The sequence below is a fragment of the Blastococcus mobilis genome, from assembly GCF_900188025.1.
In the GTDB taxonomy this organism is placed as follows: Bacteria; Actinomycetota; Actinomycetes; order Mycobacteriales; family Geodermatophilaceae; genus Blastococcus_B; species Blastococcus_B mobilis.
In genome coordinates this window covers 1-25619 of sequence record NZ_FZNO01000040.1, presented here as the reverse complement: position 1 = coordinate 25619, position 25619 = coordinate 1, and the positions used below count along the sequence as shown (strand labels likewise).

At 72.3% G+C, this 25619-nt stretch carries 23 protein-coding genes and 4 pseudogenes; 15 read left to right on the top strand and 12 right to left on the bottom strand.

Features of this window, described 5'->3' with window-relative positions; genetic code table 11:
• Positions 1–37: 37 nt before the first annotated feature.
• The 6 genes and pseudogenes from CHB94_RS26435 to CHB94_RS22715 all read right to left on the bottom strand — a co-directional run.
• A pseudogene (locus CHB94_RS26435) lies at positions 38–289 on the bottom strand (FAD-dependent oxidoreductase); the annotation flags it as partial.
• Entirely contained in the window at positions 286–798 is a 513-nt protein-coding gene (locus CHB94_RS26430; protein ID WP_254920864.1) for a zinc-binding dehydrogenase, read from the bottom strand. The gene CHB94_RS26430 and the pseudogene CHB94_RS26435, both read right to left, overlap by 4 nt.
• Before the next feature lie 110 nt (positions 799–908).
• Positions 909–1283: pseudogene (locus CHB94_RS26860) on the bottom strand (alcohol dehydrogenase catalytic domain-containing protein); the annotation flags it as partial.
• Positions 1284–1357: 74 nt separating this feature from the next.
• Complete coding sequence (locus CHB94_RS22725) at positions 1358–2647, bottom strand: MFS transporter (RefSeq protein WP_089338828.1); 1290 nt, start codon at positions 2645–2647, stop codon at positions 1358–1360.
• Positions 2648–2692: 45 nt separating this feature from the next.
• Positions 2693–2944 (bottom strand): FCD domain-containing protein, encoded by a 252-nt coding sequence (locus tag CHB94_RS25455; RefSeq protein WP_176445703.1) that lies wholly within the window; start codon positions 2942–2944, stop codon positions 2693–2695.
• A complete protein-coding gene (locus tag CHB94_RS22715; protein WP_176445702.1) occupies positions 2857–3336 on the bottom strand; it encodes a GntR family transcriptional regulator in 480 nt (159 codons plus the stop codon). The genes CHB94_RS25455 and CHB94_RS22715 overlap by 88 nt, the downstream gene beginning before the upstream one ends.
• Before the next feature lie 149 nt (positions 3337–3485).
• Here CHB94_RS22715 and CHB94_RS22710 point away from each other — a divergent pair, with 149 nt between their 5' ends.
• Together CHB94_RS22710 and CHB94_RS22705 are read left to right on the top strand one after the other, a co-directional pair.
• Complete coding sequence (locus tag CHB94_RS22710; RefSeq protein ID WP_089338826.1) at positions 3486–4265, top strand: SDR family NAD(P)-dependent oxidoreductase; 780 nt, start codon at positions 3486–3488, stop codon at positions 4263–4265.
• A 192-nt stretch (positions 4266–4457) separates the two neighbouring features.
• A complete protein-coding gene (locus CHB94_RS22705) occupies positions 4458–5504 on the top strand; it encodes a YeiH family protein (protein WP_089338825.1) in 1047 nt (348 codons plus the stop codon).
• A 281-nt stretch (positions 5505–5785) separates the two neighbouring features.
• Here the strand turns inward: CHB94_RS22705 and CHB94_RS22700 are convergent, their stop codons facing one another.
• A complete protein-coding gene (locus CHB94_RS22700) occupies positions 5786–6046 on the bottom strand; it encodes a hypothetical protein (protein WP_089338824.1) in 261 nt (86 codons plus the stop codon).
• 219 nt (positions 6047–6265) lie between these two features.
• Here CHB94_RS22700 and CHB94_RS22695 point away from each other — a divergent pair, with 219 nt between their 5' ends.
• The 3 genes from CHB94_RS22695 to CHB94_RS22685 are packed head-to-tail and all read left to right on the top strand — an operon-like array spanning position 6266 to position 10871.
• Positions 6266–7234: a 3-oxoacyl-ACP synthase III gene (locus tag CHB94_RS22695; RefSeq protein ID WP_254920863.1), complete on the top strand. Its 969-nt coding sequence runs from the start codon at positions 6266–6268 to the stop codon at positions 7232–7234.
• Positions 7231–9840: an alpha/beta fold hydrolase gene (locus CHB94_RS22690; protein WP_254920862.1), complete on the top strand. Its 2610-nt coding sequence runs from the start codon at positions 7231–7233 to the stop codon at positions 9838–9840. Before CHB94_RS22695 ends, CHB94_RS22690 begins: the two co-directional genes overlap by 4 nt.
• On the top strand, positions 9810–10871 hold the full coding sequence (locus CHB94_RS22685) for an NAD-dependent epimerase/dehydratase family protein (RefSeq protein ID WP_089338823.1): 1062 nt from the start codon (positions 9810–9812) through the stop codon (positions 10869–10871). The genes CHB94_RS22690 and CHB94_RS22685 overlap by 31 nt, the downstream gene beginning before the upstream one ends.
• Before the next feature lie 157 nt (positions 10872–11028).
• Here the strand turns inward: CHB94_RS22685 and CHB94_RS25850 are convergent, their stop codons facing one another.
• The 4 genes and pseudogenes from CHB94_RS25850 to CHB94_RS25450 form a co-directional block, all read right to left on the bottom strand.
• Complete coding sequence (locus tag CHB94_RS25850; protein ID WP_217899455.1) at positions 11029–11169, bottom strand: hypothetical protein; 141 nt, start codon at positions 11167–11169, stop codon at positions 11029–11031.
• A 201-nt stretch (positions 11170–11370) separates the two neighbouring features.
• Positions 11371–11964, bottom strand: a pseudogene (locus CHB94_RS26855) (NAD-dependent epimerase/dehydratase family protein); the annotation flags it as partial.
• 108 nt (positions 11965–12072) lie between these two features.
• Positions 12073–13467 carry an amylo-alpha-1,6-glucosidase gene (locus tag CHB94_RS22675; protein WP_176445701.1) on the bottom strand — a complete coding sequence of 465 codons (1395 nt, stop codon included), beginning with the start codon at positions 13465–13467 and terminating at the stop codon, positions 12073–12075.
• A 3-nt stretch (positions 13468–13470) separates the two neighbouring features.
• A complete protein-coding gene (locus CHB94_RS25450; protein ID WP_176445700.1) occupies positions 13471–13635 on the bottom strand; it encodes a hypothetical protein in 165 nt (54 codons plus the stop codon).
• On the opposite strand from CHB94_RS25450, the pseudogene CHB94_RS24705 reads away from it, so the two are divergent.
• The 5 genes and pseudogenes from CHB94_RS24705 to CHB94_RS22655 form a co-directional block, all read left to right on the top strand.
• Positions 13595–13903: pseudogene (locus CHB94_RS24705) on the top strand (IS1595 family transposase); the annotation flags it as partial. The gene CHB94_RS25450 and the pseudogene CHB94_RS24705 overlap by 41 nt on opposite strands.
• Positions 13904–14351: 448 nt before the next feature.
• Positions 14352–16112, top strand: a complete 1761-nt coding sequence (locus CHB94_RS22670) for a DUF4331 domain-containing protein (RefSeq protein ID WP_217899452.1) — start codon at positions 14352–14354, stop codon at positions 16110–16112.
• 423 nt (positions 16113–16535) lie between these two features.
• Complete coding sequence (locus CHB94_RS22665; protein WP_217899451.1) at positions 16536–17093, top strand: class F sortase; 558 nt, start codon at positions 16536–16538, stop codon at positions 17091–17093.
• The gene (locus CHB94_RS22660; protein WP_089338820.1) at positions 17093–18409 is read left to right on the top strand and encodes a tetratricopeptide repeat protein; all 1317 of its coding nucleotides are present in this window, start codon (positions 17093–17095) and stop codon (positions 18407–18409) included. Before CHB94_RS22665 ends, CHB94_RS22660 begins: the two co-directional genes overlap by 1 nt.
• Positions 18406–20079: a nickel/cobalt transporter gene (locus CHB94_RS22655; RefSeq protein ID WP_217899450.1), complete on the top strand. Its 1674-nt coding sequence runs from the start codon at positions 18406–18408 to the stop codon at positions 20077–20079. Before CHB94_RS22660 ends, CHB94_RS22655 begins: the two co-directional genes overlap by 4 nt.
• Positions 20080–20997: 918 nt before the next feature.
• On the opposite strand, the gene CHB94_RS22645 is transcribed toward CHB94_RS22655, so the two are convergent.
• Positions 20998–21738 carry a Crp/Fnr family transcriptional regulator gene (locus tag CHB94_RS22645; protein WP_217899449.1) on the bottom strand — a complete coding sequence of 247 codons (741 nt, stop codon included), beginning with the start codon at positions 21736–21738 and terminating at the stop codon, positions 20998–21000.
• A gap of 271 nt (positions 21739–22009) precedes the next feature.
• Here CHB94_RS22645 and CHB94_RS22640 point away from each other — a divergent pair, with 271 nt between their 5' ends.
• Genes CHB94_RS22640 through CHB94_RS22620 form a run of 5 tightly spaced genes read left to right on the top strand, consistent with a single transcriptional unit; the run spans position 22010 to position 25387 of the window.
• Complete coding sequence (locus CHB94_RS22640; RefSeq protein WP_254920861.1) at positions 22010–22405, top strand: hypothetical protein; 396 nt, start codon at positions 22010–22012, stop codon at positions 22403–22405.
• A gap of 8 nt (positions 22406–22413) precedes the next feature.
• Complete coding sequence (locus tag CHB94_RS22635) at positions 22414–22749, top strand: thioredoxin family protein (protein ID WP_217899448.1); 336 nt, start codon at positions 22414–22416, stop codon at positions 22747–22749.
• Complete coding sequence (locus CHB94_RS22630) at positions 22739–23323, top strand: redoxin domain-containing protein (protein ID WP_089338817.1); 585 nt, start codon at positions 22739–22741, stop codon at positions 23321–23323. Before CHB94_RS22635 ends, CHB94_RS22630 begins: the two co-directional genes overlap by 11 nt.
• Position 23324: 1 nt before the next feature.
• Entirely contained in the window at positions 23325–24179 is an 855-nt protein-coding gene (locus CHB94_RS22625; protein ID WP_089338816.1) for a cytochrome c biogenesis CcdA family protein, read from the top strand.
• Positions 24176–25387: a DUF3179 domain-containing protein gene (locus CHB94_RS22620; RefSeq protein WP_089338815.1), complete on the top strand. Its 1212-nt coding sequence runs from the start codon at positions 24176–24178 to the stop codon at positions 25385–25387. The genes CHB94_RS22625 and CHB94_RS22620 overlap by 4 nt, the downstream gene beginning before the upstream one ends.
• The last annotated feature ends 232 nt before the right edge of the window (positions 25388–25619 follow it).

Here is a 25619-nt window from a genome sequence, read left to right as displayed (position 1 = left end):
CGCGCTGGTCGACCTCGAACAGCGCATCACCGGCCAGCGCCTGCGGGAACGTGTCCATGGCGAGGTCGGCGGCGAGCGAGCGCACCAGTGGCTCGTTGCTCCAGAACCAGGTGGCGCCCAGATCCACGGCCCCGCCGTCGAGAGTGCTGCTCAGCAGCCGCCCGCCGACCCGGTTCCGCGCCTCGAACACCGTGACGCTCAGGCCGGCCGAGGCCAGGGCGTGGGCAGCAGTGAGACCGGCGATGCCGGCGCCGATGACGGCGACGTTCCGGCGGTTGTCGGTGGTCACGAGCGGGCCCCCGGGTTCAGAACGATGCGGAACCGCGGAGCGCCGGCGCGGATGCGAGCGACGGCCTCGTTCGCCTGCGTCAAGGGCATCCGTTCTATCAGCGGGCGGACTCCGGTGGTGAGTGCGAACTGCATGGCTTCCTCGGTGTCGTGGGCGCTGCCGGTGAGGTGACCGGTCAGGGTCTGGGCGTTCATGACCAGCTGCGCGGCCGGTACGGCGACAGTGCCGCCGTCGACGCCGATCAGGGTGAGGCTGCCGCCGACGCGCAGGCCGGTGAGCAGCTCGGCGACCGGTTCGGTGGTCGGCGCGGTGCAGACGATCAGGTTCGCGCCGCCGAAGTCGGCCAGTGCCGCGCCGGCCGGCCGATCGCCGCTGTCGACGTACTCATGCGCCCCGAGTCCGCGGGCGAGGTCCGCACGCCCCGGCCCGCGGGCGACGGCGATGGTCCGGTACCCCATGGCCGCGGCGAACTGGACGGCCAGGTGCCCGAGCCCGCCCAGCCCGAACACCGCGACCGTCGCACCCGGGTGGAGCGGGCGTGGCGGACGGCGTTGAACGTCGTCACGCCGGCGCAGCCCATCGGAGCCGCGTCGAAGAAGTCCAGCCCGTCGGGGATGCGGGCCAGCGCGCCCGCGGGGACGGTGAGGGTCTCGGCCCAGCCGCCGGGATAGGACAGGCCCGGCACCTGCCGCTCCGGACAGTGGACCACGTCACCGGCTCGGCAGAAGTCGCAGTGCCCGCAGCTTCCGCCGAACCAGCCGACGGCGACCCGGTCACCCACCGCCCAGCCCTCGACGTCCTCGCCGAGCTCAGCGATGACCCCGGCGACCTCGTGGCCGGGGGTCACGGGCGCCGCCGCCGTCGCCTTCGGCGCCGCGGCCGTGCCGACGTCGGCGTAGCAGACACCGCTGGCAATCACGGTCACCCCGACCCAGCCGCGCGCCGGTTGCACGTCTTCGACCGGTCGCGGAACCAGGGACCCACCGGGTTCCATGACCGACATCCTGATCGCGGGGGTCGAGGCGGCCGGGGTGCTCGAGGCGTTGTGGGCCCCAATGCTGTGGCCGGTCACGCCGATCGACCGGCCGTTGCCGGTTCGGCGGCCGCGGCCCTCGACCGGCTGACGAGCAGGCTGGGAACGAGCGCCAGGGCGACCAGCCCGCCGGCGAGGCCGAGGGCGGCGAAGCTGGTGGCGGCGACGATCAGGCCGCTGCCGATGCCGCCGGTGGCGCCGGCCAGGGCCACGCCGAGGTCGACGGTGCCCTGCGTGCGGGCGCGGTGCTGCAGCCGCACGGCGTCGGTGAGCAGGGCGGTGCCGGCGACCAGGCCGAGGTTCCAGCCCAGTCCCAGCAGGATGAGCGCGCCAGCGAGCAGGACCACCGAGTCCGGTGGGGCAGTCGCGGCGAGCAGGCCGGCAGCCAGCAGGGTGACGCCGGCGGCGGCGATCAGCGGCCGCCGGCCATACCGGTCGACGAGCCTTCCGGTGACCGGGGAGGGCAGGAACATCGCTGCGATGTGCAGGGAGATGACCAGTCCGGCGGCGCCCAGGGCGTGGCCGTGGTCGCGCATGTGCACGGGGGTCATCGTCATCAGGGCAACCATGACGAGCTGGGTGACGATCATGGCGGTGGCGCCCAGCCGCAGACGCGCCGTATCGGTCCTGGAGTCAGGCCCTGCGGTGGCGGCCCGGGCGGCTTCGTCGGCGATCGCGCGGGCGGTCACCAGCGGGTCGGGGCGCAGCGTGAGGCTGACGACGACGCCGGCCAGCGCGTAGGCGACGGTGGCCAAGATGAACGGGCCGGCCAGCTCCGGGATGCCCAGGGCCGCGGCCACCGCTCCCATGGGCTCGACCAGGTTGGGGCCGGCGACCGCGCCGAGGGTGGTCGCCACCAGCACGGTGCTGACCGCGCGGCCGCGTCGCTGCGGGGCGGCCAGGTCGGCGCCGGCGTAGCGGGCCTGCAGGTTGGTGGCGGTGCCCGAGCCGTACAGCAGCAGCGAGACCAGCAGCAGGGGCACGCTGTCGATCGCGGCGGCCAGCACCACGCCAGCCCCGCCGACGGCGCCGACGAAGTAGCCGGCGGCCAGGCCCGGTCGGCGCCCGGAGCGCTGGGAGATCCGCCCGACACCGACGGCGGCCGCAGCCGAGCCGAGGGTCAGCAGGGCAGCCGGCAGTCCGGACAGGCCGGTCGAGCCGAGCATGTCCTCGGCTAGCAGTGCGCCGACGGTGACGCCGGCGGCCAGCCCGGCCCCGGCGAGCACTTGGGAGGCGAGCAGCACCCGCAGGGTGCGCCGCTGGAGCGCGGCGACGTCGAGGTCTGTGGTTGTGGCGCCCACGGGCGTGGACGAGGGGGCGGTCATGCGCAGAACTCCTTCGCGGGCAGCGTCACAGGTAGGGCCCGCAGGTCAGGCCAGCCCGAAGCGCGGCGTGGGCTCATCGCCCATGTGGGCGCGCAGCAGGTCGGCGAAGCGGTCGAAGTCACCGCGCCGGGCGGCGTCGATCAGCGCGCGGTGCTCGTCGACGAGCTGCGAGGCGTGGGCGTCGATGGTCGCCAGGCTCAGGTGCAGCATCACCGCCTGCCGGTTCTGCAGCCGGTCGGCGAAGTCCAGCAGCAAACCGTTGCCACCGACCTCAACGAATGCTCGGTGGATGGACATGGACAGCTCGACGAATGTGTCGCGGTCTGTGCCTGAAGGGCCGCCTCCTGGTCGTCGATCAGCGCGTCCAGGCGGGTGCACATCCCCGCGAGCGCGGCTGGGGAGGCGGTGCGCACCCCGCCGGTCTCCAGCAGGTGCCGGGCGCCGGCGAGTTCCTGACCGTCCTGGGCGGTGAAGGCGCGGACCAGCGCTCCGCGCTTGGGGTAGATGGTGACCCATCCCTCTTCCTCCAGGCGTAGCAGGGCGGCGCGCACCGGGGTGCGGCTCAGGCCCAGTGCGGCGGCGAGGGTGTTCTCACTGAGCATCGATCCGCCCGGGTGGGTGCCGTTGACGATGTGGTCGCGGATGATGCGGTGTGTTCGCTGCGCGGCGGTCTCGCTGATGGTGTCCACTTGCCTCCCTGATGGATACTGCTTGTATCCTAGTTGCTGTCGGTCCTGGGTGGCACTGCTGACACCGGGGTCTTGAACCCTCACCGGCCCGTCCCGGTCCCCTCCCAGGGCTCGACATCTCGCATCACGACAACAAGAGGAACCCACTCATGAACGACTTCACCGGTCGCAAGCTGCTCGTCATCGGCGGGACCAGCGGCATGGGCAAGGCCATCGCCGCGCAGGTGCTGCGCGGGGGCGGCAGCACGGTCATCACCGGCCGCACCCCCGACAGCGTCGACGCCGCCCTGGCCGAGCTCGGTGCCCTCGGTGGCGAGGGTCGCCTCGCCGGCATCGCCGTCGACCTCGCCGACGATGCCGCCGTCGAGCGGTTCAGGCGGGAGCTGACCGAGACCCATCCCGCCGTCGACCTGCTCGTCAACGCCGCCGGCGTCTTCGCCCCCAAGCCGTTCCTCGAGCACGACCGCGGCGACTACACCCGATACGAGGCGCTCAACCGCGCCTTCTTCTTCGTGACCCAGACCGTCGCCGCCAACCTGATCGACCAGCAGCGTCCCGGAGCGTTCGTCAACATCGGCTCGATGTGGGCCCACCAGGCCATCGCCGCCACCCCGTCCTCGGCGTACTCGATGGCCAAGGCCGGGCTGCACTCGCTGACCCAGCACCTGGCCCTGGAGCTCGCCAGCCACCGGATCCGCGTCAACGCCGTCGCCCCGGCCGTCGTGCGGACTCCCATCTATGAGGAGTTCATCCCCAAGGAGGAGATGGACGCCACCCTCGACTCCTTCGACGGCTTCCACCCGATCGGCCGAACCGGCACCGCCGAGGACGTCGCCAACACGGTCGCCTTCCTACTGTCCGACGCCGCCTCCTGGGTCACCGGCGCCGTCTGGGACGTCGACGGCGGCGTCATGGCCGGCCGCAACTGAGCAGGCAGCCCTTCGCGCCCAAGGCATGGGCACCGACGTGAGGGCTGCGCAGCAGGCAGGCCACCGAGCAGCAGCAGATCTCCGCAACCTCGCGCCTGACCTGCAGCGAGGCGGTCCCGTGCGTGACCGCCTCGCGGCCCGTCAGCGATCGGCCGGGATCGCGCTGTGCCGGGCGGCAGGAAGTTGGGCGCTATGACGACGTCATCTGGCGAACCGTCGCCCGTGACCGCCCGGCTGCGGCCGGCGCTCGGCCTCGCGCTGGCCGTTGCTTTGGGCGTCGTCGCCTCCGTCGCCGGCGCCGCGTGGCCCACGCTCGGCGCTCCGGTCTTCGCGGTCACGGCCGGCGTGCTGCTCAGCCCTCTCGCCAACCGCTGGCGCGGGGCGCTCGATCGGGGCATCGGGCTGGCGAAAGGTCCGCTCCTCCAGGTCGCCGTGGTGCTGCTCGGAGCGCAGCTCTCCCTGCAGCAGGTGGCCGACGTCGGGCTGTCCTCGCTGCCGGTCATGCTCGGCACCTTGACCCCCTGCCTGCTGCTCGCGGTGCTCCTGGGCCGGGCCATGCACATCGGCAGTGACCTGCGCACACTGATCGGCGTCGGCACGGCTATCTGCGGTGCCTCGGCCATCGCCGCGGTCACGCCCACCATCCGCGCCAAGGACCCCGACACGACCTACGCCATCTCGACGATCTTCCTCTTCAACGTGCTGGCGGTCTTGGCCTTCCCCCCGCTGGGCCACCTCCTGGAGCTGAGCCAGGAACAGTTCGGGTTGTTCGCCGGCACGGCCGTCAACGACACCTCTTCCGTCGTGGCCGCCGCCGCCAGCTACGGCTCGGTCGCGGCAGACCACGCGGTCGTGGTGAAGCTGGTCCGCAGTCTGATGATCATTCCCATCGTGGTCGGGCTCGCCGTCCTCGTCCGCTGCCGGGAGGGCGTTGCTGAGTCCGCCGGGCGGGGCGGTCGCGTGAGCCGGCTCGTCGGGCTCGTGCCGTGGTTCCTCATCGCCTTCGTCATGGTCGTCGCCATGAACTCGATGGGCTGGGTGCCCGATCGCAGCCATGAGGTGATCCGGCTGGCAGCCGTCTTCTTGATTGCGACGGCGCTGGCGGCGATCGGGTTGTCGACCGACGTCCGAGCCCTGCGGCGCACCGGCCCGAAGCCGATGGTTCTGGGGCTGGTGCTGTGGGGCAGCGTGACGTCAACCAGTCTGCTCCTGATCTGGCTCACAGGCGACGGCGACTGAAACGGTCGGACCTTTGAGGACGATCTTGCATGTCGGACTAGCGCGCTACGTTCCGACCATGTCCACGAAGCCGCGTACACCGCGCTCCTCCCCCACCGGGCAGGCAGCAGGTGGGACGGCTCCCACTTCACGGTGCCCAAGTCCCCCCTCGGACACCGAGTTGAACCCCCACGGTCTTCAGGCCGGTGGGGGTTCTCCTGCTTCTGGGGTCAGGCCATCCCCCGTGCCTCAGGCGGAATTGTCGGACGACGGTCCCGCGCGGCGAGGCCGCGGACCCCGCGCTATGGCGAGAGCGAGAGGTCGGCCTCGTATTCCATGAAACTCATCTCGTCCACCAGCCGCTGACCTGCGGCCACGCGGTCAGGGCCACTGAGCTGGAACAGCAACCTCACCGGACCGTTGCGCGGACACCACAGTCCCGGTGGCGGAGGCTGGCCAGCGGCCGCCAGGGCCGCCGCGATGTCCGCCGGGACCTCACCCGTGAAGCGATCGGGATCGAGGGGGTCACGGGGCGTCACGCTCAGGACGACCGATGTGGACACCGCACGACCGTAGAGCCGATCGAGACCGCCACCACCCCGGCACGTCCGGCTGCGATGTTGGCGGAGATGGCCCGGTGTACCTGCCTCCCCGGCGGGTAAACGCGCCGGACCAGGGTCGCGCACGAGGACGGCGGCCGCGGCCGCACCCCACGAGTGGACCTGATGACCGGCAACGCCACACACCGATTCGGCAACACTTCGATCCTGACCGTGCGGACGGTGGATGCGACGCACATCGTCACGTCGGCAGCGTTCGACGAACGGCTGGGTGACACCTACCAGCGCGTCGGGCTGCGCCCCGGGCTGCTGGAGCGGCTCGCGGGCATCACGGAGCGCCGCTGGTGGGCCGACGGGGTCTCCTTCGTCGACGGCGCCGCCGCCGCGGGCGCCAAGGCGATCAGCGAGAGCGGCGTCGACCCGGCGCACATCGGCCTGATGGTCAACACATCGGTCAGCCGCAAGCACCTCGAACCGTCCACGGCCGTCGCGGTGCACGACGCACTCGGGCTGCCGAGCTCCTGCCAGAACTTCGACGTGGCCAATGCCTGCCTGGGCTTCATCAACGGCATGGAGCTGGCCGCCGCGATGATCGACGTCGGGATGGTCGACTACGCGCTGATCGTCAACGGCGAGGACGCACGGCCCGTGCAGGAGCGCACGATCGACCTGCTCAACCGGCCGGACACCGTGGCCAAGGACGTGATGGGGCACTTCGCGACCCTCACGCTCGGCTCCGGCGCGGTGGCCATGGTGCTCGGTCGGGCCGATCGGCACCCGGAGGGCCACCGGCTGCTCGGATCGGTCAGCCGGGCCGGGACCGAGCACCACCAGCTGTGCACCGGCGACAACGACGGGATGCAGACCGACCTCAAAGGGCTTCTCGCCGCCGGCCTCGAACTGTCGAGCGATCTCTGGGCGGACGCCGCGGGCGAGTTCGACTGGGCGCGGGGAATGGACCGATACGTCATCCACCAGGTCTCCAAGGTGCACACCGGGGCCCTGTGCGACCGGTTCGGCATCGACCGGGCACGGGTGCCGACGACCTTCCCCACCCGCGGCAACCTCGGCCCCGCGTCGGTGCCGTACACGCTGGCGGGGCAGGCCGACACCCTCACGGACGGCGATCGCGTGCTCCTGATGGGCATCGGCTCCGGCCTCAACGCCTGCTGCCTCGAGATCGCCTGGTGACGGCCGGCGGACCGGTCGAGCTGCCGGGACTGGAGCCGGCCTGGTCGCGCTGGATCACCGTTCCCGATGCGGACGGCGAGAAGCACCGCTGGCACGTGCTCGACAACGGTGTCGCCGACCCGGCCGGCACCCTGCTCTGCGTCCACGGGAACCCCACCTGGTCCTACCTCTGGCGTCGGATGGTCGCAGCCGCCCCACCAGGGTGGCGCGTCGTCGCTCCCGACCAGCTGGGCATGGGCTGGTCCGACCGGCCGGGCGCACCGAGGACCCTGGCCCAGCGGGTGGCCGATCTCCGGCACCTCACGGCCGCGCTGGGCGTCACCGGCCCGGTCGTCACGGTCGCCCACGACTGGGGCGGGATCATCTCCCTCGGCTGGGCCCTCGAGCACAGGCGGGACGTGCGGGGCGTGGTCCTCACCAACACCGCCGTCGCCATGCCCGAGGGCGACCTGGGGCCCGCGCTCATCCGGCTGGCGCACGCGCCGGGCGTGCGCACCGCCGTCACCGTCAGCAGCTCGGTGTTCGTCCGCGGGGCGACGGCCTTGTCGTGGCCGCCGCTGCCCCGGGAGATCCGCCGGGCCTACGCGCAGCCCTACCCGTCGCCCGCGCGGCGCCGGGCCGTGGGCGAGTTCGTCGCCGACATCCCCTTCCGGCCGGGCCACCCCTCCCGCCCGGCACAGGAGGCGATCGCCGAGGGCATCCGGACGCTGGACGTCCCCGCCCTGCTCCTGTGGGGACCCCGCGATCCGGTCTTCGGCGAGAAGTACCTGGCCGACCTGCGGCAACGCCTGCCCCAGGCCGCGGTGCACCGCTACGAGGGCGCGTCCCACCTCCTCCCCGAGGACGCGCCGGGGTACGCCGAGGCGGTGGCCACCTGGGTGACCGACACGTTCGCCGCGCCGGACCACGCGGACGCGGGCAGCCGCGGCACGTCGGCGGAGCCGGCCCGGCCCTGGGCGGCCCTGGCCGCCCGCTCGGACGACGACTCCCCGGCGGTCGTGGAGACCGGCGGGGGCTCGGTCACCTGGGCGCGGCTGGCCCGCCGGGTCGCCGACCTCGCCTCCGGCCTGGCCGCGGCCGGGGTCGGTCCGGGTGACCGGGTGGCGCTCCTGCTGGAGCCCTCGGCCGATCTGACGGCAGCGGTCTACGCCACCTGGCGCGCGGGCGCCGTCATCGTGGTCGCCGACAAGGGCCTCGGCCTCCGGGGCATGCGGCGGGCCCTGCGCGGTGCGACGCCGGACCACGTCCTCGGCAGCACCGCCGGGCTGGCCGCCGCACGGGCGATGGGCCTGCCCGGCACACGCACCGTGGTCGGGCCGGCGTCGGCCCGGCTGCGCCGGGTGCTCGGCGCCGAACACGACCTGGCCTCGCTCGAGGCCCTCGGCCGGTCATCGGCCGCGCCGACGGAGGCCCCACCGGACTCGGACTGCGCGGTGGTCTTCACCTCGGGGGCCACCGGCCCGGCCAAGGGCGTGGTCTACACGCAACGCCAGGTCGGCGCCCAGCTGGAGCTGGTCCGGGCCGCCTACCGGCTCACGCCCGACGACTCGCTGGTGGCCGCGTTCGCCCCCTTCTCCGTCCTCGGACCGGGGCTCGGCATCGCCTCGTCCGTCCCCGACATCGACGTCACGGCGCCCGGCACGCTCACCGCCGCGAAGCTGGCGGACGCGGCGGCCGCGGTGGACGCCACCGTGGTGTTCGCGGCGCCGGCGGCCCTGCGCCGCGTGGCCGCCACCACCGCGGGCCTGACCGGGGAGCAGCGGTCGGCGCTGCGTCGGATCCGGCTGCTCATGTCGGCCGGCGCGCCCGTACCGACGCCGCTCCTGCGCATCCTCCGCGAGACCTTCCCGCGGGCCGAAGCGCACACGCCGTACGGCATGACCGAGGCGCTCCCGGTCACCGACGTCTCCCTGGACGACATCGAGGTCGCCGGGCCGGGGAACGGCGTGTGCGTCGGCCGCCCGGTGCCCGGCGTCGAGGTCCGCGTCAGCCCGCTGTCCTCATCAGGCGCCGCCGACGGCCCGCTGACGGGTTCCGCCGATGTCCTCGGCGAGGTGTGCGTGCGCGGTCCGCACGTGAAGGACCGCTACGACGTCCTGTGGGCCACCGAGCGTGCCGACTCCCGCGACCGGGGATGGCACCGCACCGGGGACGTCGGGCACCTGGACGGCGAGGGGCGGCTCTGGATCGAGGGCCGGCTGGCGCACGTGATCAGCACCGCGGACGGACCGGTGACCCCGGTCGGCCCCGAGCAGCGGATCGAGCGCCTGGACGCCGTCTCCGCCGCGGCGGTCGTCGGCGTCGGCCCGGAGGGCGCGCAGGTGGTCGTCGCCGTCGTCGTGCCCCGTGCCGGCGACGGACAACGGCGGCGGCGCCTCCGGGTGGGAGCGGGCGCCACACGGCTGACCGTGGCGCCGGTCGAGCTCGCCGACCGGATCCGTGCCGCGGCCGGTACCCGCCTCGCCGCCGTCCTCGAGACGACGGCGCTGCCGGTCGACATCCGGCACCAGTCGAAGGTGGACCGCGCGGCACTGGCGCGCCGGGCGACCCGGACGCTCTCCGGCACACCGGTCCGATGGGCGACCCGCAACGGCGGGACGCCGTGAGGGTCCTGGTCACCGGCGCGAGTGGGCTGCTCGGCCGGGTCACCGCCCAGCGTCTGCTCGCGCGGGGCGACGAGGTGACGGTCCTCCAGCGCCGTCCCTCGGGCCTGCCCTGCTCCGAGGTGCTCGGGGACATCGCCGACCCCTCCGTGGTGGCACGAGCCGCCGTGGGCCAGGAAGCCGTCGTCCACCTCGCCGCGAAGGTGGACGTGACCGGGAAGTGGGAGGAGTACGCGCGGGCCAACATCCAGGGGACGAGGAACGTCGTCGCCGCCTGCTCCGCCGAGGGCGTCGAGCGACTGGTGCACGTGTCCTCCCCCTCGGTCTCGCACGCCGGGGCTCCTCTCATCGGGGCAGGGGCCGGCCCCGCCGACCCAGCGCGGGCGCGTGGTGCCTACTCGAGGTCCAAGGCGGTGGCCGAGCAGGAAGCACTCGACGCGGATTCGGCGGCCCTTGCGGTGCTGGTCCTTCGCCCGCACCTGGTGTGGGGCCCCGGCGACGAGCAACTCGTGGCGCGGATCGTCGAGCGGGCCGCGAACGGTCGTCTCCCGCTCATCGGCTCCGGCACGGCACTGATCGACACCACGTACGTCGACAACGCCGCTTCCGCCCTCGTGGCAGGGGTCGACGCGTGCGGGCGCGTCCACGGGGAGGCCCTCGTGGTCTCGAACGGTGAGCCGCGCACGGTGGACGAGATCCTCCGACGGCTGTGCTCGGCAGCCGGCGTGCCCGGACCACGGGGCCGGGTGCCGGCGCACGCGGCGTGGCTGGCCGGCGCCGTGGTGGAGGGGACCTGGTCAGCGATCGGCCGACGGTCGACCCCTCCCCTGACCCGGTTCCTCACCGAGCAGCTGACGACGGCGCACTGGTTCGACCAGCGGCGGACCCGCAGCGAGCTCGGATGGCGGCCGGAGGTCGGCCTCGACGAGGGCTTCGCCCGGCTGGCTGCCTGGTACGGCGGTGTGGGCACGGGCGCGGATCTCGGGGCGGGACGCCGTCAGCCGGCTCACGCCGCCAGCCGTGTGCGTATGTAGCGTGTCGCCCCTCGGACACCGAACGTTGACGGCAGGTCGTGGAGAGTCCATCGGGCGGTGGGCCGATCCACGAGGTGGAGCCTGCGGCCTCTCGTGCCGGGTGTCCCCACCCGTACCCGACGGGCAATCCCTGGGGCGCCAGGCCGAGCCGGCGGGATCAGGTCGACCGCTCGCCGATGCCCGTCGACCCCTCGCGGAGCCGGCGCGCCGGCGAGTCGGGCGTGAGCGGTGGAGTCCGCCCGCCGGCCCCGTCCGCCATCCCCTCCAGGGCCTCGAGCAGTGCGTCGCGTCCGGCCACGGTCGGCGACCAGCCGAGTTCTGTGCGGATCCTCGTGGGTCGAGAAGTGGCAGCTGGAGCGCGAGGTCGAGCAGTCGCGGCTCGACGGGGACGAGGTGCAGTCGCCATGCGGCGGAGAGTCCGACGCGCACGACGGATCCCGGAACCGTGAGCACCCGCGTCCCGAGCACGTCGCTGACGGACTCGGCGTCGATGACCGGATCAGCGGCGACGTTGTAGGCGCCGCGCCCGTCTCCCACGACGGCCAGCCGGTACGCCTCGGCGACGTCGCCGGCGTGCAGCGCCTGGAACCGGAGTCCCCGCGGCCACGGGACGACCGGTAGCCGGCCCGGACGGAGCAGACCGCCGGGGAGGAGTGGCCCGGCGAAGATCCGCCGCTGCTCGGTGGCGGCCGGCCGCTGGAAGATGAACGCGGGGCGCAGCCGGACCACCCGGATGTCCGGGTGCTGGGCCTCGAACCGGTCCAGCAGGCGCTCCACGTAGGCCTTCTCCCGACCTTATGCCGCAGTGGGGGACGCCGTGCGTGGGCCACGACTCGTCCACCCGCCGCCCGGGCCCTGGCGAGTAGGCACCGACGGACGAGGCGTACACCAGCGCGCCGACGCCTGTATCCGCCGCGGCCGCGAACACCCGCGCACTTCCGACGACGTTGGCCTGCCAGGTCACCATGGGGTGGTGTGTCGGCTGGAACAGCCAGGCGAGATGGACGACGGCGTCGGCGCCCCGCAGGTGCGGGACCAGATCGTCACCGGCGACGTCTGCCGTCACAAACGTCGTCTTGGGCGGCGCCCACTCGGGGGGCCCGGCGGGCGATCCCGACCATCTCCGAGACCCTGTCGTCGGCCGTGAGCGCCCGGACGACCGCCGTCCCCACGTTGCCCGTCGCGCCCACGACGACGACCTTCACCGGTCACCTCCCACCGGAGTTTCCTGCAGCCGCACCGGGCCGAATGGAGGACGGGCGCGACGGACCACGGTGATCTCGTCCGGCAGGCCCTCCAGCCTCCCGCCGTCCTGGTCGACGGTCAGCGTGACGCGGCGCCCGCCCAACGGCAGGTCGCGGATGCGGATCGCGCCGTAACGGTCGGGCCAAGCGGGATCGAACCAGACCTCCCCCACCGTCCGGGGCTCCAGCCGCAGCAGCAGCCGGACCGCCTGGATCGGAGTGGCCGCGGCCCACGCCTGCGGCGAGCACGAGGTCGGGTACGGCACCGGCTCCGGATACTCGGACCGGTCGAAACCGCAGAAGAGCTCGGGCAATCGGCCCCCGAAGGCCACGGCGGCGTCCAGCAGTCCGCAGGCGATGCGCTGGGCCTCCTCCACGAAGCCGTAGCGCATCAAGCCGGTGGCCACCAGGACGCTGTCGTGCGGCCACACCGATCCGTTGTGGTAGCTCACCGGGTTGTAGGCGCCCATGGAGGACGCCAGGGTCCGCACCCCCCATCCGGTGAACATCTCGGGCGAGGACAGGTGCGCAGTGACCCGCGCGGCCTTGTCCTCGTCGACGATCCCGCACCACAGGCAGTGCCCCATGTTGGAGGTCAGCGAGTCCACCGGGCGCTTGTCGCCGTCCAGGGCTACGGCGAACCACCCCCGTTCGGCCAGCCAGAACCGCTCGTTGAACGAGCGCTTGAGCGCCTCGGCCTTCCCGGCCCAGTGCTCCGCGCCACCCTCGTCGCCGGCCGCAGCGGACAGGTGCGAGCGCGCCGAGTACGCGGCGTAGACGTAGGCCTGCACCTCGCAGAGCGCGATCGGGGGCCGTGGGATCGTGCCGTCAGCGGCGTTGATGCCGTCCCACGAGTCCTTCCACCCCTGGTTGAACAGGCCGGCCTCGGTGCTGCGCTCGTACTCCACGAAGCCGTCGCCGTCGCGGTCGCCGTACTGCTCGATCCAGGCCAGCGCCCGGTCGGCAGCCGGCAGGAGCGCGTCCACCTGGTCGGTGGCGATGCTCCACCGCCGCAACTCCCCGACGAGGGCGACGAAGAGCGGGGTGGCGTCGACCGTGCCGTAGTAGACGTTGCTGCCCCCGCGCGCCAGGGGGAGGTCGGCGCCGAGGCGGGTCTCGTGCAGGATCCGCCCGGGTTGCTCCTCGGTGCGCGGATCCGCGTTCCGCCCCTGCATGCGAGCCAGCGTCTGCAGCGTGCCCAGGGCGAGGGTGGGGTCCAGCGGAAGCGCCATGTAGGAGCTGAGCAACGAGTCGCGGCCGAAGAGCGCCATGAACCAGGGAGCTCCCGCGGCGACCGCCACCTCTCCGGGATGGTCGGGGTCGTACAGCCGCAGGGCACCGAGGTCCTCCATGCTCTACCGGAGGACCATCCGCAGCTCCGGGTCGTCGGTGTCCACGCGCGGGCTGCCGGCGCGCCACAGTCGCAGCCGGCGAGCGGGCCGGGCCTCGTCGGGGGCCCGGCCGACCGGGAAGGCGGGACACACTCCGTTGTCGACCTGGTTTGCCGCGGTGTGGTTCATCACTTCGCAGAAGAATGGCGTGTCCGCCCAGGGATTGAAAGGTGCCTTGGGTTTCGGCTCATATGAAACCGCGTGGGCGTGGCTGCACAAATTGCGCCGCGCCATGGTCCGTCCCGAGCGTGAGCTACTCAGCGGGGTGGTGGAGCTTGACCAGAGCTTCCTGGGCGGCCGAGCGACCGGCAAGCGTGGGCCTTCCAGCGACAAGGCTCCGATCACGATCGCGGTCGAACGTGACGACCGCGGTCGCCTCGGCAGGATCCGCTTGGAGCTGGCCGACAAGCCGGGCGGTCTAGACATGATCGAATTCGCTGGGAAGTGGTGGCTCGGGGCGCGACCATTTGCACCGACGGTGCCCGCATGCCCGCATGTTCGCGCGCCTGACCGACAGGGGCTATGCGCACCAAGCCATCCCCGGCAATACCGCCAAGGATCTCGACGCCGTGATGCCGGGACCCCACCTGGTTTCTCGCTACTCGAGCGGCACCACAACAGGGCTATCTACGTGTTGTGTGAGTTACGCAGGGTGGGCGACACGCACTCGCACGGCTGACAGCCCCTGTTCCGCCGATCGGGGTGAACCGTGATGAGCCTCACTGCGAATCCCGTAGCAGAACGACGTCCCCACTGTCCCCGCTTAGGGGTTGGCCCCGGAGGTCCGGCGCCTTCCCCGTGCCGGCTCACTGCGACGTCGTGTCGGCCGTCTTCACCCAATGGGGGTGGAGCTGGGAAACGAGGTGCCCGTGCTCGAACGTGATCTTCTTCTTCGCAGTCGTGGCGTACGCGCCACGGCGATGCTCGCCGCGGGAGGGCTGCTCGCCGGCTCGACCGTCGTGGGGCTGCTGCCCACGCTGGCCGGTGCGTCCAGCCACCGGGAGGCACCGCTGATTCTCAACGACCCAGCGGTGGACAACACCGACGTCTACGCCTTCTCCAGCCCGGAGAACCCGGACAACGTCACGTTGATCGCCAACTGGATCCCCTTCGAGGAGCCCAACGGCGGGCCGAACTTCTACCCGTTCGCCGAGGACGCCGAGTACCTGATCAACATCGACAACGACGGCGACGCCGTCGCCGACTACATCTACCGGTGGCAGTTCACCACGGAGGACCTCCGGGGCCAGGAGACGTTCCTGTTTAACAACGGCCCGGTCGACTCCCTCGATGACGAGAACCTGCTGTTCCGGCAGTCCTTCACCCTCGACGTCAGCACCGATGGCGGGGCGACGTTCGGCGAGCCGGTCGCCCAGGGTCCCGTCGCGCCGTCCTACGTCGGCCCGGCCAGCATGGGCACGCCGCAGGACTACGTCGACAACCTCCGGACACCGGCGATCACCGAGGTCGCGGGTGGCGGCCGGACGCTGACGACGCAGACCGAGGACCCGTTCTTCGTCGACCTGCGGGTGTTCGACCTGCTCTTCGGCGCCGACCTGTCGGAGACGGGTGTGGACACCCTCGGCGGCTACAACGTCAACAGCATCGTGCTCGAGGTGCCGAAGACCGAGGTGGCCATCGACGGGGACGCCGCCGGCAACCCGGTGATCGGCGTCTGGAGCACCACCACGCGTCCGACGCTGCGCAACGCCAACGGCACGGCGGCGGACGGCGCCGACGACTTCACCCAGGTGTCCCGACTCGGGAACCCGCTGGTCAACGAGGTCGTCGTCCCGGCCGGGCTCAAGGACGCCTTCAACTCGATCCCGCCGGCCGAGGACGCCGCCGCCGCCGGCGGTGCCGTCGTCGACCGGGTGCTCCAGCCCGAGGTCCCGGCGTTGATCGAGGCCATCTACGGCGTCCCGGCTCCGGCGGGTCCCCGGTTCGACATCTTCGAGACCTTCCTCACCGGTGTCGTCACCAACGACAGGGTGGACGTCGATGGGGACCCGGCCACGCCGAACCCGATCGACGTGGACCTCAACTCGCAGGCGATCAACGCCGGCGCGGCGGAGTTCGTGCCGTCGGAGATGCTGCGGCTCAACATGGCGATCACCGGTCCGACCGGGCTGAACATGCAGCCGTTGCCGGAGGCCAGCCGGCTCGGCGTCGTGGGTGGCGACATCCAGGGCTTCCCGAACGGCCGGCGGCTCAGCGACGACGTCGTCGACATCGAGATCCTCGCGCTCGAGGGGATCTTCGACGTCACCAACGTCCCCGCGGACCGGCAGGCCGCCTTCGACGCGCTCCAGGGCGGTGACGGGGTGGCCCAGAACGACGTCGCCTTCATGGACGTCTTCCCGTACATCGCCGCGCCGCACGGTGATGCGGTGAACCAGGGACCCGGCAGGACCGAGGACGGCGGGATGCCCTCCGGTGGGGTCGACGCCGGAGCCGGGGGGTCCGCCGCAGCCGGCGGATCCGTGAACAGCACGGTCGTCCCCGCCCTCACGGGGTCGGCGGCGCTCCTGCTGGTCGCTTCCGGTGCGGGCTCGCTGCTGCATGGCCGCCACCTGCGCCGGTCCTCCACCACGACGGAGGGCTGATCGCCGCCGGTCGGGGGGGCGGGGCGTACGCCCCGCCCCCCGACCGGACGCCCTCGAAACCGGTCGCTGACCGGCTCCGGGGCCGACACTCAGAAACACTCAGGACCTGCAGGACCGGAAGAGCAGGACAGGAGAGCGATGACCGACAGCGAGCACGCACCGAGCACCGGCGAGGAGCCGCGCCCGAAGCGAGCAGGTCACGGTGGACGCCACCGGCGCGGCCGTCGCGAGCTCCCCGGTTGGGTGTTCCCCTCGGCCGCCGCCCTGGCGCTCGGGCTGTTGGTGGGCGTTACGGTCGGGGACCGTTCGGCCGACGCGTCCGCGGGCCGGGCGGTCCTGCCGCCGGTAGTCACAGAGGAGCCCGCGGCCCGCGACGACCCGCCCGTCGCGCCGTCGCTCCCGCAAGCGCCGGCGGCGCAACCGGTGCATCAGACGGAGACGGCGACGGCGCTGGCCCACGTCGAACCCGTGCAGCTCGACATCCCCTCCATCGGCGTCAGCAGCCCTCTGGTCAGCCTGGGCCTCAACAAGGACAAGACGCTCGAGGTGCCGGTCGACTTCAGCAAGCCCGGGTGGTTCACCAAGGGCAGCTACCCGGGTGATCCGCAGGGCCCACCGGCGATCATCGCGGGCCACGTCGACGACTACACGGGTCCGGCGGCCTTCGCCCGCCTCGGGGAACTGAAGGAGGGTGACTTGATCGCGGTCGTGCGGGCCGACAGCAGCGTGGCGGCATTCCGGGTGACCGGAGCGCAGCGGTTCGCCAAGGACGAGTTCCCGGCGCAACAGGTCTACGGGGCGGTTCCCGCCTCCGAGTTGGTGCTGATCACGTGCACCGGCGGCTTCGACGAGCAGGCGCGGTCTTACACCGAGAACCTCGTCGTGCGGGCCCGGCTGGATCTCGACCGTTCGCGCGAGCTGAGCGCGAATCGGGCGGCGGTCGGCGTGGGCGCTCCCGACAGCGACCTGCCCAACGTCTGATGCAGCGCACCCGCACCGCCGTGAGCGCGGTCGTCGTCGGCGTCGTGCTGCTCGTCGTGGCGATAGCGAGCGCCTACACGGCCGTGGTCGACCGGTCCGCAGTCGCCGTGCCCGTCGCTGCGACCGCGCCGCCTCCTGCGGATCGGCTGACCGCCTCGATCGAGTCCGCGCAGCAGCGGCTGGAGGAGGTGCCAGGGGATCATGCGACGTGGGCGGCGCTCGGCGCGGCCTACGTCGAACAGGCCCGGGTGACCGCGAACCCGTCCTACTACGACAAGGCGGATGGCGCCCTGGCCGAGTCGATGCGGCTGCGTCCGGAAGGCAACGACGCGGCACTCACCGGCCTGGGGGCGCTGGCCAACGCACGGCACGACTTCTCCGCTGCGGCTCGGTCGGCAGAACGGGCACTGGCGGTCAATCCGTACAGCGCCACGGCGTGGGGCGTCCTCACCGATGCACGCACCCAGCTGGGCGATTATCCCGGGGCGACCGAGGCCCTGCGCCGGATGCTCGACCTCAAGCCGGGTGTTGCGTCCTTCACCCGCGCCTCCTACGACGCCGAGCTGCACGGGGACATCCCAACCGCCGTCTCCGCGCTGGAGCAGGCACTGGAGGTCGCGGGAGGTCCCGCCGAAGAGGCTTTCTGCTACACCTACCTCGGTCAACTGGCGTGGTCCACGGGCGACCTGGACGAGGCCGAGCGGCGGTTCACGGCCGGCCGGAAGAAGTCCCCGGACGACCCGCTGCTGCTCCGAGGGCAGGCGCGGGTGGCCGCGGCCCGGGGCGACGTCGAGGCAGCGACTCGCGCCTACCGCCGGGTGGTCCAGACCCAGCCCCTGCCCGAGCATCTCGTCGAGTACGGCGAGTTCCTGCTCGCCGTCGGACAGCGTGACGAGGCCCGGGAACAGTTCGCGCTCGTGGACACCGTGCGGCAGCTGTTCGCTGCCGGCGGTGTCCGGGACGACCTCGGCGTCGCGATCTTCGAGGCCGACCACGGGGATCCGGGCGCGGCCGTGGCCGCCGGGCAAGCGGAGTTCGCGCGGCGGCAGAACGTCGACGCCCACGATGCGCTCGCCTGGGCACTGCACAGCGCCGGTCGGGACGCCGAAGCTCTCGAGCACGCCCGTGCGGCCACCGCCTTGGGTGGGCGCAACGGGCTGTTCCTCTACCACCGGGGGGTCATCGAAGCTCAGCTGGGGATGGACGACGAGGCCCGCCGGACGCTGGGCGAGGCGCTGGACACCAACCCATACTTCTCCCCGCTGCACGCGCCGCGGGCCGAGGAGCTGCTCCGGTCACTGGGGGGCCGACCGTGAGGTGGGGCCGGGCCGCGATCGTCGCCGCGGCCGCGGCCGTGCTGGCCCTGGTGCCGGCGGCCGCCGCGTCGGCCCACCCGTTGGGCAACTTCACCGTCAACCACCATGACGGCCTGGTGCTCACCCCGGACGCCGTCCTGCTGACCGTGGTGGTCGACCGCGCGGAGATCCCGGCCGCGCAGGCGTTGCAGGAGATCGCACCGGACGGTCCTCCGGCGGAGGACCGGCTCGCCGAAGCCGCCGCCGCGGAGTGCGCGGTGCTGGCCCGTGAGGTGCGGCTGACCGTGGACGGCGCGGCCGTCGGGTGGACGGTCGAGACCACGGGAATGGAACTGCCACCGGGTGCGGCGAACCTCCCGACGATGCGGCTGACCTGCGCGCTGCGAGCCGAGGTGGACCTGAGTGCGCCGGCAACGGTCGCGTTCCGCGACGAGTACCTGAGCGGCCCGGTGGGGTGGCGCGAGATCACGGTCGACGGGCACGGGATCCGGCTGCTCGACTCGCCGGTCCCGGTCGAGAGTCCCACCGACGAGCTGCGCGCGTACCCCGAGGACCTGCTCGCCTCGCCGCTCGACGTGCGCTCCTTGGAGGTGGCGACGGAGCCCGGCGAGAACACCGCTGCCGGCGCGAGCGCCGTCGCCCCGTCGTCCAGCGACCCGTTCGGGTCCGCGATGGCCGCCCTCGACCGCCGCCTGCAGACCATGATCGGCGACGGCCGGCTGACGCCGCTTGTGGGCGCTCTCGCCGTCGGCCTCGCCGTCCTCCTCGGGTGCGGCCACGCGCTGCTGCCCGGCCACGGCAAGACCGTCATGGCCGCGTACCTAGCCGGCCGGCGAGGCCATTCCCGGGACGCTGTCCTGGTCGGGGCGACGGTCACCGCCACCCACACGGTCGGGGTACTCGTCCTGGGCCTGGCCGTCTCGTTGTCGAGCTCCTTCGCCGGTGACCAGGTGCTGCGGTGGCTCGGTGTTGTCAGCGGCGCGCTCGTCGCATCGATCGGCGCCCTCATGCTCCGCGGAGCCGTGCGCAACCGCCGGTCGGACGACGCCGCCGTTGTCGAGGACGTGCCGCTCGCCGTCGGAGTTGGCGCGCTCGTGAGCGCCGGAGTGAACGCCGGAGTGGGCACCCGTCCCCACGTCCGTGCGACGGACGTCCGGACGCGCGACCACTCGCACGGTCACGATCACTCGCACGATCACGACCACCCGCATGATCACGACCACTTGCACGCGGACAACCACGATCACGTTGAAGGTGGCGTGCGCGCCTGGTGGTCGGGTCGGCACAGCCACCACCCAGGCGGGCACACCCACGCGCCGCACGCTCACGGTCACCGATCCGGCCACGGCGGCCTCGTCGGGATGGGCATCGCCGGCGGGCTGGTGCCCAGCCCCTCCGCGCTCGTCGTCCTCCTCGCCTCGATCGGCCTGGGGCGGACTGTGTTCGGTGTCTTTCTCGTCGTCGCCTACGGGCTGGGCATGGCAACCACGCTGACCGCTGTCGGGCTGGCGCTCGTTCACATGCGTGACCGATTGAGCCGACGGCTGAATGTGACCGGCTCATCGAACCGTCTGCGGCGAATCGCCCGGACTGGGCCGCTGGTCACGGCGGTGTTGGTGTTGACAGTCGGCCTGGCGCTGGTCGTTCGGGGCGCCGTTCTCGGAGCCTGACGAATGAGTTCCTGGATCAATGGCGGCTCCATCACTTCCAGAGGAAGTCGTCGGACACGCCCTAGCGTCACCGGACGCCGCGCAGGACCGCCCCGAGGTTGGCCACCGGACCGCGACGGCGGCGTTCCGCTCGGCGTAGTAAGCCAGCGCCGCCGGCGTGTTGCCGGAGGTCAGGTCATCCGATGGTCGGACCTCATACGAAGACATGACGTCACAGTCGAAGCGGGGTCGTGTTCCTTGCCCACGAGGAGTCTTGGATGCTCTATAGGGCGGCTGCGTCACTTCCAACCGAGGACCGGGAGCAAGCGAGCGCCGAGCTCCGTGGGCAACTCCGCGTCATGGCCGGCGCTATCGGGTCCACCCCGGACTGGACGACCTTCCGTGTCGACGGCCCCACCCACGTTCCGGGACGGGGCGGCCAGAGCAGGTTCGAGTGGAGTGCGACCGTCAGCGCAGAGGATGGCGATGAGGATGTCGACCCCGATGCACTTGTCGGCCACGCCGAACCGACATCTCCTGCGGGGGGAGAAACGCAGCCCTTCGCGGCGCCGAGGCCTCGCCAAGTATGATGCGTCGGCAGGGCGCGAGGACATCGCTCCGCGGCCGACTCGTAATCCCGAGCTCTTACACAGACCATCTGACAGGGCCTGTGAAGGATGTCCCGCGACAGCTCTGCACGATGTCCTGAACTCAAACACCGCCTCGGACACCGCACCGCCCCGGGATCCCTGCAGGTAAGGAACCCGGGGCGCTTCCATGTTCGGGGCCTTGCGGAGACCCATACCGGGTCGCGCTTCCGAGAACGGCACTCGGGGACTCGGGTAGAACCTGGCCATGCTCGGATGGCATCCACGACGGGATACGAAGTCGGATAGCGGAAGAAGCAGTCCCCGTGCATGGGCGCGATAACCCTGCGCCTCAATCCCCTCCGTGTCTCGATCGGCGAGGGCGCCCGTAATCCCAGTGCTCGGCGACGGCTCGCAGCCCCTCCACGTCCAGGACGACGATTCCGCCCCGGCGGAGCGTGACGAGACCGGCCCCCCGTAGCTCACCCAGGAGCTTCGTTGCTGTCTCCCGAGTGGTGCCCACCAGTTCGGCCAACTGCTCGTGCGTCAGCCGGATGTGGGGCCCCCGCTGCGCGAAGAGCCCGGACTCCCGTGCCGCAGCGGCCAGGCGGCAGAGGACTGCGGCCACCCGCTGCGGCGCGGTCTTCAGGACGGTGTCGGCGAGCCGTTGCTCCACCTCGGCGAGCCTCCGGCCCAGCCCGGTGACGATGCGGGTCACGATGCGGGTGTCGGACAGGAGCATCGTGCGAACGTCGTACTCGCTCATCAGGCACAGCACGCTGGGCTCCTGCGCCTCGGCGAACCCCTCACCCATGCGCTGGCCGATCAGCTCCATCTCCCCGAACAGAGCTCCGGGGCCGAGCACGGCCAAGGTCACGCGCCTCCCCTCCGGTGAGATCCAGTAGATGCGCACCGAGCCGACCTTGACGATGAACAGCACCTTCTGCGGCTCGTGGGGTGACCAGAGCAGGGTCCCCGCGGCGACCGTCCGCATGGGTGCGCGCGCGGCGAGGTCAACCATCTCCTGCTCGCTGAGGTCCTGGAAGACCTCGACCTCCGAAAGGCAGAAGACGGGCGTCCTGGAGGATGGCACGGACGCTCTGCCGGCCTCGGCCGTCACGATGCTTCTCGCCCCTCCCACCGCTTCTTCGCGCCCGTCAGCCCGGCGTAGAAACCCGCCCGTCGGGCTCACTGTCGCACCCACCGAATGCTTGAAGTGTGTCCTGGCACACAGATCGGCGCAGCGCACGTCCCTAGCGTCCGGTCCAGCGGGTGACCGACGCCCGCTGGAGAGGAGCACGACGATGCGCGCGACGACTGCTGGAACGACAGCCGGGGCGGGGCAGGCGGCCCTCATTCAGCGGGTGACTGCCGGGGTAGTCGGTGGCCTCGCCGGTGGAGTGGTCTTCGGCGCCATGATGCAGTTCATGGGGATGATGGGGATGATCGCCCAGCTGGTGGCGAGCAGCTCGGCAGCGGTCGGGTGGGTGGTCCACCTGGCGATCTCCGCCTTCTTCGGCGCGGCGTTCGCCGTGTTGCTCGGTGGCTTGCTGCGTGGCCTCGGCGGGGCCGTGCTTCTCGGCGCCGTGTACGGCGTGCTCCTGTGGGTCGTCGGGCCGCTGCTGCTGATGCCCGCGTTCCTCGGGATGCCGCTCTTCGCCATCGACGACATGGCGCTCATGAGCCTGCTCGGCCACGTGATCTTCGGGCTGGTGCTGGGCCTCGTCGCGGGCGCGATGCTGCGCCGCCGACCGGCCTGAGGGCCCAGGTGCCAGCCGCGCGGGAGGGCGCGCGCAGGCAGACCACCGCGTTCGGCCGGGCTCCGCAGCTGCAGGTCTACGTCAGCGCGGGTTGCCCGAGCTGCCTGCGGACCCGGGAGCTGGTCGCCCAGCTCCGCCGGCTCCACTCGGGGGGCGCGGTCGAGGTGATCGATCTGGATCGCCTGGCCCCCGGGGCCGGCCGGGCAGACGTGGTCGGCACGCCGGCCTACGTGCTCGGGGGGCGAGTCCGCTGGCTGGGCAACCCCTCGGCCGAGGAACTGCTCGCGGCCTGGGACGAGGAATCCGCGCAGGACCTGGAGGGGGCTACCGATCATGGCCGTTGACGGGCGGGCACGAGCGTCCGTCCGTCGCCGCCTGCTCGGTCCGGCGGTGGTCGTGGCGGTGGTCGTGCTGACCGCCTGCTCGCCGAGCGCCGGACCCACCGTAACCTCGGCCGGGGCAGCCCCTCCTGACGCACAGAGTGCGCCGGGTGCCGGCCCGGCGGCCGTCGGGGCTGACGCCCTGGAGAGCCAGACGCTCGACGGGCAGCCGTTCTCCTGGAGCCGGCTGGCGGGCCGTCCCGCAGCTCTGTGGTTTTGGGCGCCGTGGTGCACCATCTGCCGGGCGGAGGCTCCAGAGGTCGCCGAGGTGGCCGCCGAGTACACGGGGCGGGTCGAGGTGATCGGGGTGGCCGGGCGCGGGGATCGCACCTCGATGGAGGCGTTCGTGGCCGACACCGGGACCGGCTCCCTCACCCACCTCGTCGACGAGGACGGTGAGCTGTGGAGCCGCTTCGGGATCGTGTCCCAGCCGGCGTTCGTGTTCGTCGACCCTTCAGAAGACGTCGAGACCTTCGCCGGCTCCCTCGGCGAGGCGGAACTCCGAGCTGTCCTCGACGACCTGGCCTCGGGAAGCTGACATGGACCCGGCCCTATTCGCAATGGCCTTCGTCGCCGGGGCCGTGGCCGCGTTCAATCCGTGCGGTTTCGCGCTGGTGCCCGCCTATCTAGGGCTGCTGGTGAACGGACCGGGCACCGTCAAGAAGGAGGCAGCGTGGCGCGCGATCCGCTTCACGACCGGGATGGCGGCGGGCTTCGTCGCGGTCTTCGGGCTGGTGGGTCTCCTCGTTGCTCCGCTGGCCGCGTCCCTGCACCGCCACCTGCCCGTGCTCACGGTGGTCGTCGGCGTCGTCCTCCTGCTGCTCGGGGCATGGCTGCTGGCCGGACACCGCCTTGCCCTGCCCGGATCGGCCGGGCGGGGCCGGCCGCCCACGGAGAGCTGGGGCTCGCAGGTCGGTTTCGGCGTCTCCTTCGCGCTGGCCTCGCTGTCGTGCACGCTGGCGCCGTTCCTCGCGGTGACCGCGGGCTCGTTGCGCGCGGGAGGACCGCTCGCCGTTGCCGTCGTCTTCTTGGTCTACGCGCTGGGGATGGGGATCGTGGTCCTCGCTCTTTCCCTCGCGGTCGCGCTGACGCGGCGGTCGCTGGTGCGGAGGATGCGGCGGGTGGGAGCGTTGATGAGCCGTGGAAGTGGAGCTCTGCTGATCGCGGCAGGCGGCTACGTCGCCTGGTACGGCTGGTTCGAGCTCCGGGTGCTCTCCGGTAGGGCGACCGACGATCCGGTGGTCGCAGCGGCGGTCACCGTGCAGGGCGCGCTCGCCCGTTGGGTGGCCGGCCTGGGTGCCGGCGGGCTCGCGGGACTGGGACTGGTCACCGCGGTTTCCCTGACCGTGCTGCTGCGCCGCCAGTACCGGCGGACCCGGGAACTGCAGCCGTGAGCGCGCGGTGGACGGCCCTCGGGGCCGCGGCGGTCCTGCTGCTCGGCGCCTGCGGCGGGGAGCCGGCGGCCGACCGGGTGGCCGGGGACCGAGCGCAGGCCAGCGCGCCCGCCGCTGACTCGGTCGTGCTGGAGGAGGTCAGCGGCTCTCCCGAGGAGGAGGACGTCCTCTCGGCGCTGGACCGCATCGACAACCCCGACCTCCCCGACCCTCTCGTCGACCCAGCTGCGGTGATCAGCGGCGGCCCGCCGCCGGACGGCATCCCGCCCATCGACGAGCCTCGCTTCGAGGCCGCCGAGGACGTGGACTGGCTGACCCCCGACGAGCCCGTGCTCGCCCCGGCCATCGGCGAGCCGGCCCGGGCCTACCCCGTGCGGATCCTGATCTGGCACGAGATCGTCAACGACACCATCGACGGCCGGCCCGTCGCCGTCACCTACTGCCCGCTGTGCAACTCCGCGCTCGCCTTCGACCGGAGGCTCGGCGATCGGTTGCTCACGTTCGGCACGTCCGGCCTGCTGTACCACTCCGACCTGGTGATGTACGACCGCCAGACGGAGTCCCTGTTCTCCCAGATCGAGGGGCGGGCGATCGCCGGGGTGCTCACCGGGGCCAAGCTGGTTCGGGTCCCCGTACAGACGGTGACCTGGGCGCAGTGGCGGGGGGCAAACCCGGACGGCTGGGTCCTCAGCCGGGACACCGGCGCGCGGCGTGACTACGGGACCAACCCCTATGGCGGCTATGACTCCCCGGACGGGACCCCGTTCCTCTTCGAAGGTGAGCCCGATCCGCGCATGCCCCCCATGACGAGGGTGGTCGCTCTCGGCGAGTCCGCGGACCCGGTCGCCGTGCCGCTGTCCGACCTGGTGGATGCCGGGGTGCTGGAGCTCATGGTGCGCGGGGTTCCCGTCGTGGTCTGGGCGGCGGAAGGCCTGCGCTCCCCTCTCGACCGACGCCGGCTGGAGGAGGGCCGCCCCGTCGGGGCCACCGGCGCGTTCGACCCCGTCGTGGACGGGCAGCGGCTGCAGTTCACCCGGGACGGCCAGAACTTCGTCGACGAGGCGACCGGGAGCCGGTGGAACGTCCTGGGTGAGGCGATCGACGGCCCGCTCGCCGGCGCCCGCCTGGAACCGGTGGAGTTCCTGGACACCTTCTGGTTCGCCTGGGCCGCCTTCCACCCGGACACGCGGATCGCCGACGTCACCTGATCGACCGGTGCCGGTCCTGGCTCGGCGGAGGCGCCGGGACGGTCGCCGCTAAGGCCTGTCTGACGTCGACGAGGACGAGGCGACCGTCGGGAGTCGAGATGCCAGCCTTGCCCAGGTGCGGCGTGCTTACAGTGCACTAGGGCGTGTCTCACCGATCTTGACCGGCGGGTTCGGTAGGCCTGGTGTGTGCGCGATCGTCACGATCTGACTGATGTGGAGTGGGCCCGGCTGG